At 73.8% G+C, this 17,051-nt stretch carries 12 protein-coding genes; 5 read left to right on the top strand and 7 right to left on the bottom strand.

The genetic code is table 11. The features are described 5' to 3' along the window. Positions 1-114: 114 nt before the first annotated feature. On the bottom strand, positions 115-987 hold the full coding sequence (gene panB / locus ACFWEK_RS08460) for a 3-methyl-2-oxobutanoate hydroxymethyltransferase (RefSeq protein ID WP_430553759.1): 873 nt from the start codon (positions 985-987) through the stop codon (positions 115-117). Positions 988-1,105: 118 nt separating this feature from the next. Between panB and glnA the strand changes: the two genes are divergently transcribed. From glnA to ACFWEK_RS08445, 3 genes are all read left to right on the top strand, one after another. Beyond that, entirely contained in the window at positions 1,106-2,443 is a 1,338-nt protein-coding gene (gene glnA, locus ACFWEK_RS08455; RefSeq protein ID WP_430545164.1) for a type I glutamate--ammonia ligase, read from the top strand. After that, entirely contained in the window at positions 2,440-5,640 is a 3,201-nt protein-coding gene (locus tag ACFWEK_RS08450) for a bifunctional [glutamine synthetase] adenylyltransferase/[glutamine synthetase]-adenylyl-L-tyrosine phosphorylase (RefSeq protein ID WP_430545165.1), read from the top strand. The genes glnA and ACFWEK_RS08450 overlap by 4 nt, the downstream gene beginning before the upstream one ends. A 121-nt stretch (positions 5,641-5,761) precedes the next feature. Beyond that, positions 5,762-6,748, top strand: a complete 987-nt coding sequence (locus tag ACFWEK_RS08445) for a DUF808 domain-containing protein (protein ID WP_430545166.1) — start codon at positions 5,762-5,764, stop codon at positions 6,746-6,748. A gap of 53 nt (positions 6,749-6,801) precedes the next feature. Here the strand turns inward: ACFWEK_RS08445 and ACFWEK_RS08440 are convergent, their stop codons facing one another. After that, positions 6,802-8,382, bottom strand: coding sequence for a long-chain-fatty-acid--CoA ligase (locus ACFWEK_RS08440; protein WP_430545167.1), 1,581 nt, complete (start codon positions 8,380-8,382; stop codon positions 6,802-6,804). Positions 8,383-8,538: 156 nt separating this feature from the next. Here ACFWEK_RS08440 and ACFWEK_RS08435 point away from each other — a divergent pair, with 156 nt between their 5' ends. Beyond that, a complete protein-coding gene (locus ACFWEK_RS08435; RefSeq protein WP_430553758.1) occupies positions 8,539-9,750 on the top strand; it encodes a TetR/AcrR family transcriptional regulator in 1,212 nt (403 codons plus the stop codon). 7 nt (positions 9,751-9,757) lie between these two features. Here the strand turns inward: ACFWEK_RS08435 and ACFWEK_RS08430 are convergent, their stop codons facing one another. Next, positions 9,758-11,272, bottom strand: a complete 1,515-nt coding sequence (locus tag ACFWEK_RS08430; RefSeq protein ID WP_430553757.1) for an aldehyde dehydrogenase family protein — start codon at positions 11,270-11,272, stop codon at positions 9,758-9,760. Between the two features lie 121 nt (positions 11,273-11,393). Here ACFWEK_RS08430 and ACFWEK_RS08425 point away from each other — a divergent pair, with 121 nt between their 5' ends. Next, entirely contained in the window at positions 11,394-12,014 is a 621-nt protein-coding gene (locus tag ACFWEK_RS08425) for a TetR/AcrR family transcriptional regulator (protein ID WP_430545170.1), read from the top strand. Here ACFWEK_RS08425 and ACFWEK_RS08420 read toward each other — a convergent pair. From ACFWEK_RS08420 to ACFWEK_RS08405, 4 genes are all read right to left on the bottom strand, one after another. Next, positions 11,989-12,975: an NAD(P)H-dependent flavin oxidoreductase gene (locus ACFWEK_RS08420; RefSeq protein WP_430553756.1), complete on the bottom strand. Its 987-nt coding sequence runs from the start codon at positions 12,973-12,975 to the stop codon at positions 11,989-11,991. The two genes, ACFWEK_RS08425 and ACFWEK_RS08420, sit on opposite strands and share 26 nt — an antisense overlap. 10 nt (positions 12,976-12,985) lie before the next feature. After that, a complete protein-coding gene (locus tag ACFWEK_RS08415; RefSeq protein ID WP_430553755.1) occupies positions 12,986-15,172 on the bottom strand; it encodes a 3-hydroxyacyl-CoA dehydrogenase NAD-binding domain-containing protein in 2,187 nt (728 codons plus the stop codon). Next, complete coding sequence (locus ACFWEK_RS08410) at positions 15,169-16,395, bottom strand: acetyl-CoA C-acetyltransferase (RefSeq protein WP_430553754.1); 1,227 nt, start codon at positions 16,393-16,395, stop codon at positions 15,169-15,171. The genes ACFWEK_RS08415 and ACFWEK_RS08410 overlap by 4 nt, the downstream gene beginning before the upstream one ends. A gap of 8 nt (positions 16,396-16,403) precedes the next feature. Then, positions 16,404-17,051, bottom strand: a 648-nt coding sequence (locus ACFWEK_RS08405) for an acyl-CoA dehydrogenase family protein (protein WP_430553753.1), incomplete at its 5' end; no start/stop codon positions are given.

The raw sequence follows: 17,051 nt of genomic DNA, 5'->3' as shown, positions 1-17,051 counted from the left end.
CGTCCAGGGAGTTGGAGGTCGGCTCGAAGTCGAAGGTCCCCGACGCCGCTGCGGCCCGGGTCGCGGCGGCGATGCTCGCCCTGACGGGCGACCCCGGCGCCGCCTGATGCCGGGCTAGCGCTCGAACGAGTGCGCGGCGTCGGGGAAGGTGCCCCCGCGGACCTCGGCGGCGTAGTCCTGCGCCGCCTGGCGCAGCAGGTTGCTGACCTCGGCGAACCGCCGCGCGAACCGCGGCGACCAGTCGGTCATCCCGGCCATGTCGGTCCAGACCAGCACCTGCCCGTCGACGCGCGGGCCCGCGCCGATGCCGATGGTCGGGATGCGCAGGATCTCGGTGGCGCGTGCGGCGACCTCCACCGGCACCATCTCCAGCACGACGGCGAGCGCCCCGGCGTCCTGCACGGCGAGCGCGTCCTCGCACAGCGCCTCCGCGGCGTCGTCGCCCCGGCCCTGGACCCGCGGGCCGCCGAGGATGTTCTCCGACTGCGGCGTGAAGCCGAGGTGGCCGACGACGGGGATGCCGGCGTCGGTGAGCGCGCGGATCTGGGCCGCCGACCGGCGGCCGCCCTCGAGCTTGATCGCGGCGGCGCCGGTCTCCTTCATGACCCGCACCGCGGAGGCGAGGGCCTGCTCCGGGCCGGCCTCGTAGGTGCCGAACGGCAGGTCGACGACGACGAGCGCGTGCTCGGCGGCGCGGGCGACGGCGCGGGCCGGCGGGATCATGTCGTCGAGGGTCACCGGCAGCGTGGTCGCGTGCCCGTGCATGGTGTTGCCGATCGAGTCGCCCACGAGCAGCAGGTCGAGACCCGCGGCGTCGAAGATCCGGGCCGTCACGGCGTCGTAGGCCGTGAGCATCGTGAGCTTCTCCCCGCGCTCCTTGGCCTCGGCAAGGTGGTGGACCCGGACGCGGCGGCGGCGCGTGAGGTCGGCGGCGGGCGAGGGGGCTGCGGCGACGTCGGCGGCGGCGTCGTGACCGGGGTTCGACATGGCGGCCAGCCTATGCCTCCGACGTGCGGTACCGGGTATCCGTCCAGGTCGGAGCCCGGCACGCGCGGGGGAGACGCCAGGACATACCCCGTTAACACTTCTCGGGCAGGATGGGCTCATGGACAGGCAGCAGGAGTTCGTGCTCCGCACGGTCGAGGAGCGCGACATCCGCTTCATCCGGCTCTGGTTCACCGACGTGCTCGGGGTGCTGAAGTCGGTGGCGGTCGCCCCGGCCGAGCTCGAGCAGGCGTTCACGGAGGGCATCGGCTTCGACGGCAGCTCCATCGAGGGGCTGACGCGGGTCTACGAGGCGGACATGATCGCCAAGCCCGACCCCACGACGTTCCAGGTGCTGCCCTGGCGTGGTGAGCGGCACGGCACGGGCCGCATGTTCTGCGACATCCTCACGCCGGACGGCGAGCCCTCCCTCGCCGACTCGCGCAACGTGCTCAAGCGCACGCTCGCCAAGGCCAGCGACCGGGGCTTCACCTTCTACACGCACCCCGAGGTCGAGTTCTACCTGTTCAACCAGCTCGCGGCGCCGGAGGACCCGTTGGTCCCGGTCGACAACGGGGGCTACTTCGACCACCTGGCCCGCGGCAGCACGCACGACTTCCGCCGCGCCGCGATCACGATGCTCGAGTCGATGGGCATCTCGGTGGAGTTCTCCCACCACGAGGCCGGCCCGGGACAGAACGAGATCGACCTGCGGTACGCCGACGCGCTGACCACGGCGGACAACCTCATGACCTTCCGTACGGTGGTCAAGGAGGTCGCGCTCGAGCAGGGCGTGTTCGCGTCGTTCATGCCCAAGCCGATGGCCGACCAGCCGGGCTCGGGGATGCACACGCACCTGTCGCTGTTCGAGGACGACCAGAACGCCTTCCACGAGCCGGGCGCCCAGTTCGAGCTCTCGAAGACGGCCCGGCAGTTCATCGCCGGCCTGCTGGTGCACGCCGCCGAGATCACGGCCGTGACCAACCAGTACGTCAACTCGTACAAGCGGTTGTGGGGCGGCGCCGAGGCGCCCAGCTACATCTGCTGGGGCCACAACAACCGGTCCGCCCTCGTGCGCGTGCCCATGTACAAGCCGGGCAAGGGCAACTCCGCCCGCGTGGAGTACCGGGCGCTCGACTCGGCGGCGAACCCGTACCTCGCGTTCGCGGTGCTGCTCGCCGCCGGTCTCAAGGGCATCGAGCACGGCTACGAGCTGCCGGAGGCCACGGGCGACGACGTCTGGGAGCTGACGGACCGCGAGCGGCGTGCCCTCGGCATCGCCCCGCTGCCGCAGTCGCTCGACGAGGCGATCGAGCTCATGGAGCGCTCCGAGCTGGTGGCCGAGACGCTCGGCGAGCACGTCTACGACTTCGTCCTGCGCAACAAGCGGCAGGAGTGGGACGCCTACCGCGCGCAGGTCACGCCCTACGAGCTGCGCCGGTTCCTGCAGAACCTGTGACCGCCCGCCCGCCGACCCTCACGAGCCGGCTGCTCCACGCCGGCTTCGCGGACCTCACGAGGTCGGCGTCGCTCTGGTCCGACCCGGCGCTGCAGGAGGCGCTCGCGGAGCCCGGTCGTGCGGACGCGCTCCTGGCGGCGGTCGGGACCTGCGCCGACCCGGACCTGGCGCTCCTGCAGCTCGTGCGCCTCGCGGAGCACCCCGACGCCCGCGAGCGGCTCGGGGCCCTGCTCGACGAGGGCGCCCCGCCGCGGGCGCGCACGCGCCTGCTGGCCGTGCTGGGCGCCTCGTCGGCTCTGGGCGACGAGGTCGTGCGCCGTCCCGAGCTCCTCGACGTCCTCGCTGTGCCCGACGGCGCGGCGCTCGACACGGACGACATCGAGCACGTCGATATCGAAGACATCGACATCGACGGCGAGGGGGAGGACGGCGCCGACCCCGGCCCGCGTACGGTGACCGGCCCGGCCGAGGTGCGTGCCGCGCTGCTGCGTGCCGTGGGCGCCGACCCGGGCGCCGCGGTGCCGGTCGCCGCCGACCCGGACGCCGGCCCGGGCGTCGGCTGGCCGGACGCGGGCGCGGCGACCACCACGGACGCGCTGCGCCGGGCCTACCGCGCCCGGCTGCTGGCGCTGGCGGCCGACGACCTCACCGCGAGCGAGCCGCTGACGCGCATGCCCGTCGTCGGGGCGGCGCTCGCCGACCTGGCCTCGGCCGCACTGGAGGCGGCGCTCGCCGTCGCGCGGGCCGAGCTCGACGACCACGGCGCGGGCGTGCGGCTCGCCGTCCTGGGCATGGGCAAGACCGGCGGGCGCGAGCTGAACTACGTCTCCGACGTCGACGTCGTGTACGTGTGCGAGCCGGGAGAGCTCCCGGACGGGGGCGTCCTCGACGAGGAGGCGGCGCTCGCCGTCGGAACCCGTCTCGCGACCGGGCTGCAGCGCGTGTGCTCGGCCACCTCCGCCGAGCCCGCCCTGTGGCCGGTCGACGCCGCACTGCGGCCCGAGGGCGCGCAAGGGCCCCTGGTGCGCACGCTGGCGAGCCATCTCGCGTACTACGAGCGCTGGGCGGAGACGTGGGAGTTCCAGGCCCTGCTCAAGGCGCGCCCCGTGGCCGGCGACGCGGCGCTGGGCCGCGACTACCGGGCGGCCGTGGACCCGTTCATCTGGTCGGCCGTGCACCGCGAGCACTTCGTCGAGGACGCCCGGGCGATGCGCCGCCGCGTCGAGCAGCACGTCCCGGCCGCCGAGGCGGACCGGCAGATCAAGCTGGGCAAGGGCGGCCTGCGCGACGTCGAGTTCACCGTGCAGCTGCTGCAGCTCGTGCACGGACGCGCGGACCCGCAGATCCGCTCGCCCCACACGCTGTCCGCGCTCGCCGCCCTGGCCGCCGGCGGGTACGTCGGGCGCGAGCACGCCGCGCGGATGGCGGTCTGCTATCGGTTCCTGCGCGCGCTGGAGCACCGGGTGCAGCTGTTCCGGCTGCGACGGACGCACCTGCTGCCCACCGCGGAGGAGGACCTGCGCCGCCTCGCGCGGTCGCTCGGCATGCGCACCGAGGGCGCGAAGGGCCTGCTGGAGCGCTGGCGGGCGACGCGGCGCGAGGTGCGCGCCCTGCACGAGGAGGTCTTCTACCGGCCGCTGCTGCCGGCCTCGGCGCAGCTCTCGGACGCCGAGCTGTCGCTGTCCCCGGACGTCGCGCGCGAGCGGTTCGCCGCCGTCGGCTACCGCGACCCCGACGGCGCGATGCGGCACGTCGTGGCGCTGACGGCGGGCACGTCGCGCCGGGCGGCGCTGCAGCGGCAGCTGCTGCCGGTGCTGCTCGGCTGGTTCGCCGAGGGCGCCGACCCGGACGGCGGGCTGCTGGCGTTCCGCAAGCTGTCCGACGAGCTGGGCGCCACGCCCTGGTACCTGCGCCTGCTGCGCGACTCCGAGAACGCCGCCTATCACCTGAGCCGGCTGCTGGCCTCGTCGACGTACCTCGCCGAGGCCCTGGCGCGCTCGCCCGAGTCGGTGCGCTGGCTCGCGGACACGTCGGGCCTCGAGCCCCGTGGCCCGCAGCGGCTGGCCGCGGAAGCGGACGCCATCCTCACGCGGGCCGACGAGCCGAGGTCCGCGGCCCAGCGGTTGAGGGCCCTGCGCCGTCGCGAGCTGGCCCGGACCGGGGCCGCCGAGGTCCTCGGCCTGCTGGCCCCCGTGGACGCCGCGGCCGCGGTCTCGGACGCCGCGGACATGGTCCTGGCCGGCGGCCTGCGCGCCGCCGAGCACGCGGCGCGCACCGAGCTCGAGCTGGGGGAGTCGCCGGAGGCGAACCCCACCCGGTTGCTCGTCGTCGCGATGGGGCGGCTCGGCGGACGCGAGATGGGGTATGGCTCGGACGCCGACGTGATGTTCGTGCACGAACCGGTGCCGGGCGCCGCGCCCCAGCTCGCGCAGGACTTCGCCACGCGCGCCGCGACGCGCCTGCGGGCGCTGCTGTCGGAGGTCGGCCCGGAGCCGACCCTGCCGGTGGACGCGGACCTGCGCCCTGAGGGCCGGCAAGGGCCCCTCGTGCGCACCCTCGACTCGTACGCCGAGTACTACGGGCGGTGGTCGAGCGTGTGGGAGGCCCAGGCGCTGCTGCGCGCCCGGCCGGTGGCGGGCGACGCCGGCGGAGAGGGCTCGCTGGGGTCCCGGTTCGAGGCGCTCGTCGACCCGCTGCGCTACCCGGCCGGCGGGCTCGACGTCGCGCGCCTGCGGGAGGTGCGGCGGATCAAGGCGCGGGTCGAGGCGGAGCGGCTGCCCCGGGGGGCGGACCCGTCGCGCCACCTCAAGCTCGGTCGCGGCGGCGTCGCGGACGTCGAGTGGACGGCACAGCTGCTCCAGCTGCAGTACGCGGGCGAGGTGCCGGCCCTGCGCACGACCGGCACGGTCGCGGCGCTCGACTCCGCGACCGCGGCGGGCCTCCTGGACCCCGAGGACGCCGCCCAGCTGCGTGACGCGTGGGTGCTCGCCTCGCGCCTGCGGTCGGCCGTCGTGCTCTGGTCCGGGCGCACCACGGGAGCGCAGACCGACCGGCTGCCGCACGACTCGCGCGACCTGGCCGGCGTCGCCGCCCTGCTCGGCGACGTGGGCACCGGGGGAGAGCTCGAGGAGCTCTACCTCCGCACCGCCCGCCGCGCCCGCACGGTCGTGGAGCGCGTCTTCTACGGCGAGGAGTGATGCGCTGCCGAGCGCGGGTCCCCCTGCGCCGCGGCATGCGGCACGATATGTCCATGCTGATGTCATCGCCGTCGCCCACGGGCGCGCCGACCGCTCGCCGCCGACCCTCGGGAGCGGTCGCGTGAGCGCCGGCCTGCTCGGCCTGCTCGACGACGTCGCGGCGATCGCCAAGCTCGCCGCCGCCTCGCTCGACGACGTCGGGGCGGCCGCCGCGAAGGCGACGGCGAAGGCCGCGGGCGTCGTCGTCGACGACACGGCCGTGACGCCGCAGTACGTGCACGGCGTCGCCGCGAACCGTGAGATCCCCATCGTCAAGAAGATCGCCTGGGGATCGATCCGGAACAAGGTGTTCTACATCCTCCCGGTGGCGCTGATCCTCAGCCAGTGGGCGCCGTGGCTGCTCACGCCGATCCTCATGCTGGGCGGCACGTACCTGGCCTTCGAGGGCGCCGAGAAGATCTGGGGTCGCCTGCGCGGGCACGAGGGGCACGACAAGCCCGCCGCGACGGTGGGACCGGATGCGGAGAAGAGCCTCGTCGCCGGCGCCGTGCGCACCGACCTCATCCTGTCCGCCGAGATCATGGTCATCGCCCTCAACGAGGTGGCGCACGAGCCGTTCTTCTCGCGGCTGCTCATCCTCCTCGTCGTCGCGCTCGCCATCACCGTGATCGTCTACGGCGTCGTCGGCCTCATCGTGCGGATGGACGACATGGGTCTGGCGCTCGCCGGCCGCGACTCGCGGGGCAGCCAGCGCGTCGGCCGCGCGCTCGTGACAGGGATGCCCAAGGTGCTCGCGGTGATCTCCGTCGTGGGGACCGTCGCGATGCTGTGGGTCGGCGGCCACATCCTGCTGACCGGCACCGACGAGCTCGGGTGGCACGCGCCCTACGAGTTCGTGCACCACCTCGAGGAGACCGTCGCGCACGCCGTGCCCGGCATCGGCGGGTTCCTCGGCTGGCTGGTCAACACGTTCTTCTCCGCCCTGGTCGGCGTGATCGTGGGCGCCGTCGTCGTCGCCGTCGTGCACGTGCTGCCCTTCGGGAAGAAGCACGGGTCCGAGCATGGGGCCGAGGGCGAGGCGGCGGCCGCCGACGAGCCGCAGGCCTGAGCCGCCGTCCGCCCGGGGTTTCCCGGGTGGACGACGGGCTCACGCGCGGGCGGTCACGACGCGACGGTCACCGCGCCGCGGTCGCTCTCGCGCAGCGCCACCTTGTTCACCTTGCCGGACGCGTTCGTCGGGATCGCGTCGAGGACGACGAGGTCCTTGGGCTGCTTGAACCGGGCGAGGGTGTCGCCCAGCCAGCCCTGCAGCTCCGCGAGGCCGAGCGGCTCGCCGGGGGTGAGGACGACGGCGGCGACGGGTACCTCGCCCCAGCGCTCGTCGGGTCGGCCGTACACGGCCGCGGCGGCGATCCGCGGGTGCGCGAAGAGGGCGTTCTCCACCTCGGCGCAGTACACGTTCTCGCCGCCCGAGATGATCATGTCCTTGAGCCGGTCGACGACCCAGACGAAGCCGTCCTCGTCCTGCCGCACCAGGTCGCCCGAGTGGAACCAGCCGCCGTCGAAGGCGGCCGCCGTCTCGGCGGGCTTGCGCCAGTACCCCTTCATGAGGTTCGGCCCCCGGTAGACGATCTCCCCGACGGTTCCGGGCGGGACGTCGCGGAGCTCGGTGTCGACGACGCGCCACTGGACGGTGGGGACCGGCCGGCCGACCGACCCGAGCTTGCGCAGGGCGTCCTCACCGCGCAGGGCGCAGGTGATGGGGGAGAGCTCGGTCTGGCCGAAGACGGCGACGTTGAGCGCGTCGGGGAACGTCTCGGCCATCGTGCGCAGCAGCGTGTCGGACGCCGGCGCGGCGCCCCAGCTGATGACGCGGAGCCGCAGGTCGCGCTCCCGGATGCCGGGGACGGCGCAGATCGCCTGCCACTGCTGCGGCACGTTGAAGACGATGGTGGCCCCCTCGCGCTCCCAGGCGTCGACCAGCGCCGCCGCGTCGAAGGCGCCGAGCGGGTGGATGACGGTCGGGATGCCCACCACGAAGTTGGCGGCGATCGACCCCAGCCCGGCGATGTGGAACAGGGGCGCGGTGAGGAAGGCGACGTCGGACTCGTCGAAGATCTCGTTCACCCGCAGGACGGTGAGGGACTGCGCCGTCATGTTGAGGTGGTCGAGCATGGCCCCCTTGGGGCGCCCGGTGGTGCCCGACGTGTACATGATGAGGCAGGTCGAGTCCTCCGGGACGTCGGGCGCGACGAACCCGTCGAGCGGCTCGGCCAGGAGGTCGGCGATGCTCTCCTGCCCGTCGGCGGCGTCGCCCACCACGACGACTCTGCGGAGGCGGTCGGTGAGCTGCCGTGCGGCCGAGAGCAGCGGGGCGAGCGGCTGGTCGACGACCACGAGGTCCGCGTCGGCGTCGTCGACGACGTAGGCGATCTCGGCGGGGGAGAGCCGCACGTTCATGGGGACCGCGACGGCGCCGAGCCGGTTGATCGCGAAGACGGTCTCGACCACGAGGGTGTGGTTGAGGGTCAGGAGCAGCACGCGGTCGCCGAACCCGACCCCGCGACGCTGCAGCGCCGCGGCGAGGGTGTCCATGTGCCGGGCGGCGTCGGCCCACGTGGTCACCTCGCCCAGGAACGAGAACGCGGTGGCGTCCGGCTTGGTGGCGGCGTGGGTCAGGACCTGGTTCATCCAGTGGTTGCGGCGGACAGTCGGGGGGATGGCGTCCGTGACGTCGCTCATGGCATGCACCTCTTCGTACGTGAGCCGAGTCGGGGCGGGGCGCCGTCGCCTCGTCCCGTCCGTTCCTGCCGCCCGCGGGGGTCGACGGGATCATGTTACTCACCATTCACATCGGAGTGCCAGACCCCGCGGGGAGCCGGCGTTAGTGTGTGCAGCGTGAGCGAGGCGAGGGCGGCGGACCAGGTCAGGAGGCGCCCTCGTGACCGGCGGCAGACCATCGAGGCGGCCGCCGCGGTCGCCTTCGCGGAGCGCGGGTACCACCGGGTGGCGATGCAGGACGTCGCCGACGCCGTGGGGATCACCGCGGCGGCGCTCTACCGGCACTTCGACAACAAGTACGAGCTGTTCCGCGAGATCGCGATGGACCTCGTCGCGCGGCTGACCGACGCGACCGCGGCGGTCGACGAGGTCGCCGACCGGACCCCGGCGACGGCGCGCGCGGAGGCGGAGACCGTCCTCGACGCCGTCTCGGGCGAGACGATCGCGATGCGGTCATCCGGGAACATCTATCGCTGGGAGAGCCGCTACCTGCGCCCCGAGGACCGCCGGGCCCTGGCCGCGGAGTTCACCGCGCTGCGGCGCCGTCTCGCCGGACCCGCCGCGATGCTGCGGCCCGACCTCGACGCGCACACGCTCGACCTGGTCGCCCTGGCCGCGCTGAGCGTGATCGCGAGCGTCACGGCCCACCGCACCCCGATGGCCGTCGCCTCCCTGCAGGGGCTCCTGCGCGAGGCGGCGATGCGCGTGCTCACCGACACGCCGGGTCCGGCGCCGACGGCGTCGTCGCCGGGCGACCGGCCGGCCGAGGAGCCCGCGCGGCCGAGCCGCCGGCGCGACCAGCTCGCGCAGGCGGGGATCGCGGCGTTCGCCCGGAGCGGCTATCACGAGGCCTCGATCGAGGAGATCGCCGCCGCGGTGGGGATTACGCCGTCGGGCGTCTACCGTCACTTCAGCGGGAAGTCCGAGATCCTGCGGACCGCGTGCGAGCGGGCCGCCGCGACCCTCGACGCCGCGGCGGAGGACGCGCTGGGGCGCCCCGACCCCCGCGAGGCGCTGCACAGTCTCGAGGCGGCGTACGTCCGTTTCGCCGTCGACGAGCGCGACCTCATGGACGTCTACACGGCGGACGTCGGGGCCCTCGACGCCGAGGACCAGCGCCGGCTGCGCCGGCTCCAGCGCGCGCACGTGGACGACTGGGTCGAGCTGCTCGGGCGGCTGCGCGCGGACCTCGAGCCGCGCGACCTGCGGTTCCTCGTGCACGCCGGTTTCAACGTCGTCGCCGACCTGAGCGTCGCCCTGCGCCGCAGCCCGGCGCCCGAGGCCAAGCGATGGATCGGGGTCGTGCTGGAGACCGTGCTGGGCGTCTAGTGCGCGGCTAGCCCCGAGTGCCCTTGGACCGTCCGTGCAGCAACGGGATCATCCGGGCGACCAGGTGCATGTCCTTCTCGGTGCGGTCCATGGTCAGGAGGTTGAGGGCCGCCTTCCGGGTCTGGCGCGCCACGGACTTCACCGTGCTGAACTCGCGCAGGCCGTCGGCGCCGTGGATGCGGCCGAACCCGGACTCCTTGACCCCGCCGAAGGGGAGGGCGGCGACCGCGGCGAACCCGAGCACCGAGTTGACGGTCACGACGCCGGCGCGCAGGGCGTCCGCGGCGGCGGACGCGGCGCGGGCGTCCTTCGTGAAGACCGCCGCGCCGAGCCCGTAGGGGGTCGCGTTCGCGCGCTCGACCGCCTCGTCCAGGGAGGTGACGCTGTTGATGACGACGAGGGGGCCGAACGTCTCGTGCCGCACCGCGAGGGAGCGCTCGTCGACGTCGGTGACGACGACCGGGCCGACCATCCGGCCGTGGATGCTCTCGGGGCCGCCGAGCACTGCCGTCCCCGATCGCACGGCGTCCTCGACGTGCCGGCGCACGACGTCCGCCTGGGCGGGCAGCGTCATGGGCCCGTACTGCGCGTCGGGGCCGGAGGTGCGAAGGCGCTGCGCCCGCTCGACGACGCGGGCGACGAGGTCGTCGCGCACCGCCTCGACGACGTATACGCGCTCGACGCCCACGCACGTCTGCCCGGCGTTGCCCATCGCCCCGAAGACGACGAAGTCCGCGGCGGCGTCGAGGTCGGCGTCGGCGGCGACGAGCAGGGCGTCCTTGCCGCCGCACTCCGCGACGATCGGCACCAGCCGCTCGGCGGCGGCCGCCATCACCTTCTTCGCGGTCGCGGTGGAGCCCGTGAACGCGACCTTGTCGACGTCGGCGGCGACGAGCGCGGCCCCCGTGGCCCCGTCGCCCGTGACGGCGACGAGGACGTCGTGGCCCACGGCCTCCTGCCAGCGCTCGGCGAGCCACACGGCCGGGCCGGGGGTCAGCTCGCTGGGCTTGAAGGCCACGGCGTTACCGGCCGCCAGCGCGTACGAGATGGAGCCCATCGGGGTGTAGAGCGGGTAGTTCCACGGGCCGATCACGCCCACGACGCCGTACGGCTCGTAGCCGACCGTGGCGTGCTGGTTGTAGTTGATCAGGCCCGCGCGCACCCGGCGGCGGCGCAGGACGCGGGCGGCGTTCTTCGCGGCCCAGTCCAGGTGCCCCAGGGTGAGCATGACCTCGAGCAGGGCGTCGTCGGCCGGCTTCCCGGTCTCCGCGGCGATGAGGTCGGCCAGCTCCCGGGCGCGCAGCGCGATCCGCGACTTCCAGCGCAGGAGGTGCGCGCGCCGCCCGGCGGGACCCTGCTCGCGCCACCAGCGGGCGCCGTCGCGGGCGCCGGCGACGGCGGTGGCGACCTCCGCGGCGTCGGCCACCGGGTAACGACCGACGGGCTCGCCGTCGACGGGACGGTGCGTGGTGATCTGCCGGGCGTCCTGCCCGGCCTGGGAGGTCTGGTCCGCAAGCGTCATCGCCGGTCTCCTACTCCACGTCGAGCAAGACAAGTAAATCGCGACTCACACTCTAGGGCGGCCCCGGGCGGCGCGCAACGATTTCTCTAATCTTGGTTAGAAATCAGGTTAGGATCGGAGCATGGAGGTCACCGGGACGGAGGCGACGCGACCCGCGTCGAAGTCGGCGCAGACGCGCCAGCGCATCCTCGACGCGGCTGCGGAGGTGCTGTCGCGCAAGGGGTACGCGGGCACCCGTCTCGCCGACGTCGCCGCGGTCGCCGGTGTCCAGGCCCCCGCGATCTACTACTACTTCTCCTCGCGCGACGGGCTCGTCGAGGAGGTCATGTGGGAGGGCGCGCACCGTGTCCGGCTCCACGTCGAGGAGACGCTCGAGGCCCTGCCGGACGACACCACCGCCATGGAGCGGCTCCTCGTGGCCGTCGACGCCCACCTGCGCTACGAGCTGCAGGTGTCCGACTACGCCACGGCCTCGATCCGCAACGCCGGGCACGTCCCGGAGCAGCTCCGGGTGCGCCCGGCCGCGGAGGAGGCGCTCTACAGCCGGCTGTGGCGCGACCTATTCGTCGCCGCCCAGCAGGCGGGGGAGGTGCGCGCCGACCTCGACGTCAACACGTTCCGCCTGCTGCTGCTGGGGGCGATGAACTGGGTCGTCGAGTGGTGGAACCCGCGCACGCGGTCCCTCGACGAGCTGGTGGCGACCGCGCAGGGGATGGTCAGGCACGGAGCCGGGGCCGGCTGACCAGCTCCACCCGGGCCCGCAGCACCTCCTCGGCCTGGGCCACGGTGCGGCGCACCACCTCCCCGGCGGTCGGGACGTCGTGGATGAGGCCCTGCACGAGCCCGACCGTCCAGATCCCCGCGTCGAGGTCGCCGTCCTCGAAGACCTTCCGGCCCCGGGCGCCCGCGACCAGGTCGCGCACGTCCTCGAAAGTCCCGCCCTGCGCCAGGATCGCGACGACCTCGTCGCTGACGGCGTTCTTCGCGACCCGCACGGTGTTGCGCAGGGACCGGAAGATGAGGTTGGTGTCGAGCTCCGAGCCGGCCACGATCCGCTCCTTCACGGCCGCCGCGACGGGCGACTCGACCGTGCACAGGAACCGCGAGCCCATCGTGACGCCGTCGGCCCCGAGCGCCAGCGCCGCCGCGAGGCCGCGGCCGTCCGCGATCCCGCCGCAGGCGAGGAACGGGATCGTCAGCCGGTCCGCGGCGGCCGGGAGCAGCACCATGCCGGGCACGTCGTCCTCGCCGGGATGGCCGGCGCACTCGAACCCGTCGATCGTCACCGCCGTCACCCCGACCGCCTGGGCCTTGAGCGCGTGCCGCACGCTGGTGCACTTGTGGATCACGCGGACCCCGTGGGCGCCGAACATCTCCATGTGCGGCTCGGGGTTGGAGCCGGCGGTCTCGACGATCGTGATGCCGGCGTCGACGATCGCCCGCCGGTACTCGTCGTACGGCGGCGGGTCGATCGCCGGCAGGATCGTGAGGTTGACCCCGAGGGGCTTGTCGGTAAGGCGGCGGGCCCGCTCGATCTCCGTGACGAGATCGGCCGGGGTGGGCTGCGTGAGGGCGGTGATGATGCCCAGCCCGCCGGCCTCGGAGACCGCGGCGGCGAGCTCCGCCCGGCCGACCCACATCATGCCGCCCTGGACGACCGGGTGCTCGATCCCGAACGCCTCGGTGAAGCGTGTGCTGATCACGGGGCGCCCCTCACTCGTAGGTCTCGCCGGCGGCGGCCCGCGCGACGAGGGAGGCCGGGGGGCGGAACCGCTCGCCGTAGGTGTCCGCCAGCTCGTGCGCCCGCGCGACGAAGCCGTTCAGGCCGCCGTCGTACTGGTTGACGTACTGGAGCACGCCGCCGGTCCAGGCGGGGAAGCCGATGCCGTAGATCGACCCGATGTTCGCGTCGGCGACCGACGTGAGCACGCCGTCGTCGAGGCAGGCGATGGCGTCGAGGGCCTCGGCGAAGAGCATCCGCTCCTGCAGGTCCACCAGGGGGACGCGGGTGCTCCCCGACCCGTACCGCTCCCGCAGCCCGGGCCACAGGCGTGTGCGCCGGCCGGCCTCGTCGTAGTCGTAGAAGCCGCGGCGGGCCCGGCGGCCGGGACGGTCCTGGTCGTCGACCATCCAGTCGACGACGGCCTCGGCGGGGTGCGGCGCCCAGGTACTGCCCTCCGCCTCGTGCGCGGCCCGCGTCTCGGTGCGGATCTTCTGGGTGAGCGAGAGCGTGAGCTCGTCGAGGAGCTGCAGCGCGCCCGCGGGGTAGCCGGCCTGCAGCGCGGCCTGCTCCACGGACGCGGGCTCGACGCCCTCGCCCACGGCGGCGACGGCCTCGTCGATGAACCGACCGATGACCCGTGAGGTGAAGAAGCCTCGGGCGTCGTTGACGACGATCGGCGTCTTGCGGATCTGCAGCACGAAGTCGAAGACCTTCGCGAGCACCGCGTCGCTGGTGCGCGCGCCGCGGACGATCTCGACCAGCGGCATCTTGTCGACGGGGGAGAAGAAGTGGATGCCGATGAAGTCCTCGGCCCGGTCGACCCCCTCGGCCAGCAGCGAGATCGGCAGGGTGGACGTGTTCGAGCCGAGCACGGCGTCCGGCGCGACGACGTCCTGGATCTCGCGGAACACGGACTGCTTGAGGTCGACGGACTCGAAGACGGCCTCGACCACGAAGTCCACGCCCGCGAAGTCGGCGGGGTCGTCCGTGGTGACGATCCGCTCCAGCAGCGCGGCGCTCGCCTCCGGCGTCGTCCGCCCGCGGCCGAGCGCCTTCTCCTCGAGGCGGCGGGCGTAGTCCTTGCCCCGTTCCGCGGCGTCGAGGGACGTGTCCTTGAGCACGACGTCGATGCCGCTGCGGGCGGCCACGTAGGCGATGGCGGCGCCCATCATCCCGGCGCCCACGACGCCGACCTTCGTGGCGCGGGACGTCGGGTACCCGGAGGGCCGGCTGGCGCCGGCGTTGATGCTCTCCAGGTCGAAGAAGAACGCCTTGATCATGTTCTTCGCCACCGGCGAGTGCGTGAGCTGCACCAGGTAGCGGGTCTCGATCGTCGAGGCGGTGTCGAAGTCGACGTACGCGCCCTCGACGGCGGCCGCCATCGCGGCGCGCGGCGCGGGCATCGGGGCGCCCTTGACCTGCCGGCGCAGCATCGCGGGCATGGCGGCGAGCGCCTGCGCGAGGGACGGCGAGGTGGGTGCCCCTCCGGGCAGCCGGAAGCCCTTGACGTCCCACGGCTTGACCGGCTCGGGGTTCGCGAGGATCCACGCCTTCGCGCGGTCCCGGAGCTCCGCTGCGGGGACCACCTCGTCGACGAGTCCGACCTCGAGCGCGCCCTCCGCGGTGAACTTCGTGGCCGGCAGGATGACGTCCGCCAGGGCCTTCTGCAGCCCGAGCATCCGCACCGTGCGGCTCACGCCGCCGCCGCCGGGCAGCAGGCCGAGGGAGACCTCGGGCAGGCCGAGCCGCAGTCCGACGTCGCCCGCGGCGATGCGGTGGTGGGTGGCGAGCGCGACCTCGAGCCCACCGCCCAGCGCCGTCCCGTCGATCGCGGCGACCACCGGCCGGCCCAGCCGCTCGATGCGGCGCAGCAGGGACTTCACGTGCTCGATGTCCGCGGTCTCCTCGGCCGACCGTGCCGGGTCGGCGGAGCGGAGCAGCTCGAGGTCACCGCCGGCGAACCAGCTCTTCTTCGCGGACGCGAGGACGACGCCGGAGATCCGGTCGCGCTCGGCCTCCAGGCGCTCCACGCTCGCCTCGAGCGCGGCCCGGAAGTGGGCGTTCATGGTGTTGGCGCCGCGGTCGGGGTCGTCCATGGTGAGGGTGACGACGCCGTCGCCGTCCTCGTCCCAGGCGTACCCGCCCCGCACGCCCGCCCGGTCCTCGATGACGCTCATGCCGTCTCCTCTTCCTCGACCCGCTCGATGATGGTGGCGATGCCCATGCCGGCCCCGACGCACAGCGTGGCGAGGCCGCGACGCAGGTCGCGGCGCTCCAGCTCGTCGAGCAGCGTGCCGAGGATCATCGCGCCCGTGGCGCCCAGCGGGTGCCCCATGGCGATCGCCCCGCCGTTGACGTTGACCTTGTCGTGCGGGATGCCGAGCTCGCGCTCCCAGTGCATGACGACCGAGGCGAACGCCTCGTTGAGCTCGAACAGGTCGATGTCGTCCACCGTGAGGCCCGCGCGGTCGAGCGCCTTGCGCGTGGCGGGCGCCGGCCCGGTGAGCATGATGGTGGGCTCCGACCCCGTGACGGCGGTCGCCACGACCCGCGCGCGCGGCCGCAGGCCGAGCCGCTCGCCCGCCTCCCGGCTGCCGACCACGACGAGGGCCGCGCCGTCGACGATGCCGGACGAGTTCGCGGCGGTGTGCACGTGGTCGATCGACTCGAGCCAGTGGTACTTCTGCAGCGCCACGGCGTCGAAGCCCGCCTGCGACCCGGGGATCTCGAACGCGGGCTTGAGGTGGCCCAGGCTCTCGACCGTGGAGCCCGGCCGGCGGTGCTCGTCGTGGTCGAGCAGCGTGACGCCGTTGAGGTCGCGCACGGGCACGACCGAGCGGGCGAACCGGCCCTCGCGCCACGCCTCGTCGGCCCGCCGCTGCGACTCGACCGCGTACCCGTCCACGTCCTCGCGCGAGAACCCGTCGAGGGTGGCGATGAGGTCGGCGCCGATGCCCTGGGGGACGAAGTAGAGGTCGTAGTTCGTGGTCGGGTCCTGCACGTAGGCCCCGCCGTCCGACCCGATCGGCACGCGCGACATCGACTCGACGCCGCCCGCGAGGACGAGGTCCTCGAAGCCGCTGGCCACCTTCTGCGCGGCGACGTTGACCGCCTCCAGGCCGGAGGCGCAGAACCGGTTGAGCTGGACGCCCGCGACGGTCTCGGGCAGGCCGGCGACCAGCGCCGCGGTGCGGGCGATGTCGCCGCCCTGCTCGCCGACGGGCGACACGACGCCGAGCACGACGTCGTCGACCGCCGCCGGGTCCATCGTGGGATGGCGTTCCTCGAGCGCGTGGATCAGCCCGACCACGAGGTCGACGGGCTTGACGCCGTGGAGCGCCCCGCCGCGGTTCTTGCCGCGCGGCGTACGGACCGCGTCGTAGATGTATGCCTCTGTCACGGATGTCCTCACAGCCCGAGGCCCCGACCGACGATCTCCTTCATGATCTCGGTCGTGCCTCCGTAGATGGTGGTGATGCGGGCGTCCTCGTAGTCCCGCGCGATGCGGTACTCGCGCATGTAGCCGTAGCCGCCGTGGAGCTGCAGGCAACGGCCCACGACGTCGACGTACTGCTCGGTGGTCCAGAACTTGGCCGCGGCGGCGTCCTCGGGGTCCAGGGTGCCGGCGTCGTGCCGCGTGAGGCAGTCGTCCACGAGCGCGCGGCTGGCGCGCACGGCGGTGACCATCTCGGCGAGCTCGAACCGGGTGTTCTGGAACGACCCGATCGGCTGCCCGAAGGCCTGCCGCTGCTTCACGTACTCCAACGTGCGCTCCAGCACGCCCTCGCTGGAGGCGACGGCGGCCGCGGCGATGGAGATGCGCTCCTGCGGGAGGTTGCGCATGAGGCCCGCGAACCCGGTGCCGTCGTCGCCGAGCAGGTTCGCGGCCGGGACGCGCACGCCCTGGAAGGAGAGCTCGCTCGTGTCCTGGGCGTGCAGGCCGATCTTGTCGAGCCGGCGTCCCCGCGAGAAGCCGGGGGAGTCGGCCGGGATCACCAGCAGGCTCAGGCCGCGGTGCGGGTGCTCGCCGGTGCGCACGGCCGTGACCACGAGGTC

The organism is Isoptericola sp. NPDC060257 (assembly GCF_042726645.1).
In the GTDB taxonomy this organism is placed as follows: Bacteria; Actinomycetota; Actinomycetes; order Actinomycetales; family Cellulomonadaceae; genus Isoptericola; species Isoptericola nanjingensis.
Note: the sequence above shows the minus strand (reverse complement) of the source record. Positions and strands in the feature narration are given on the sequence as shown.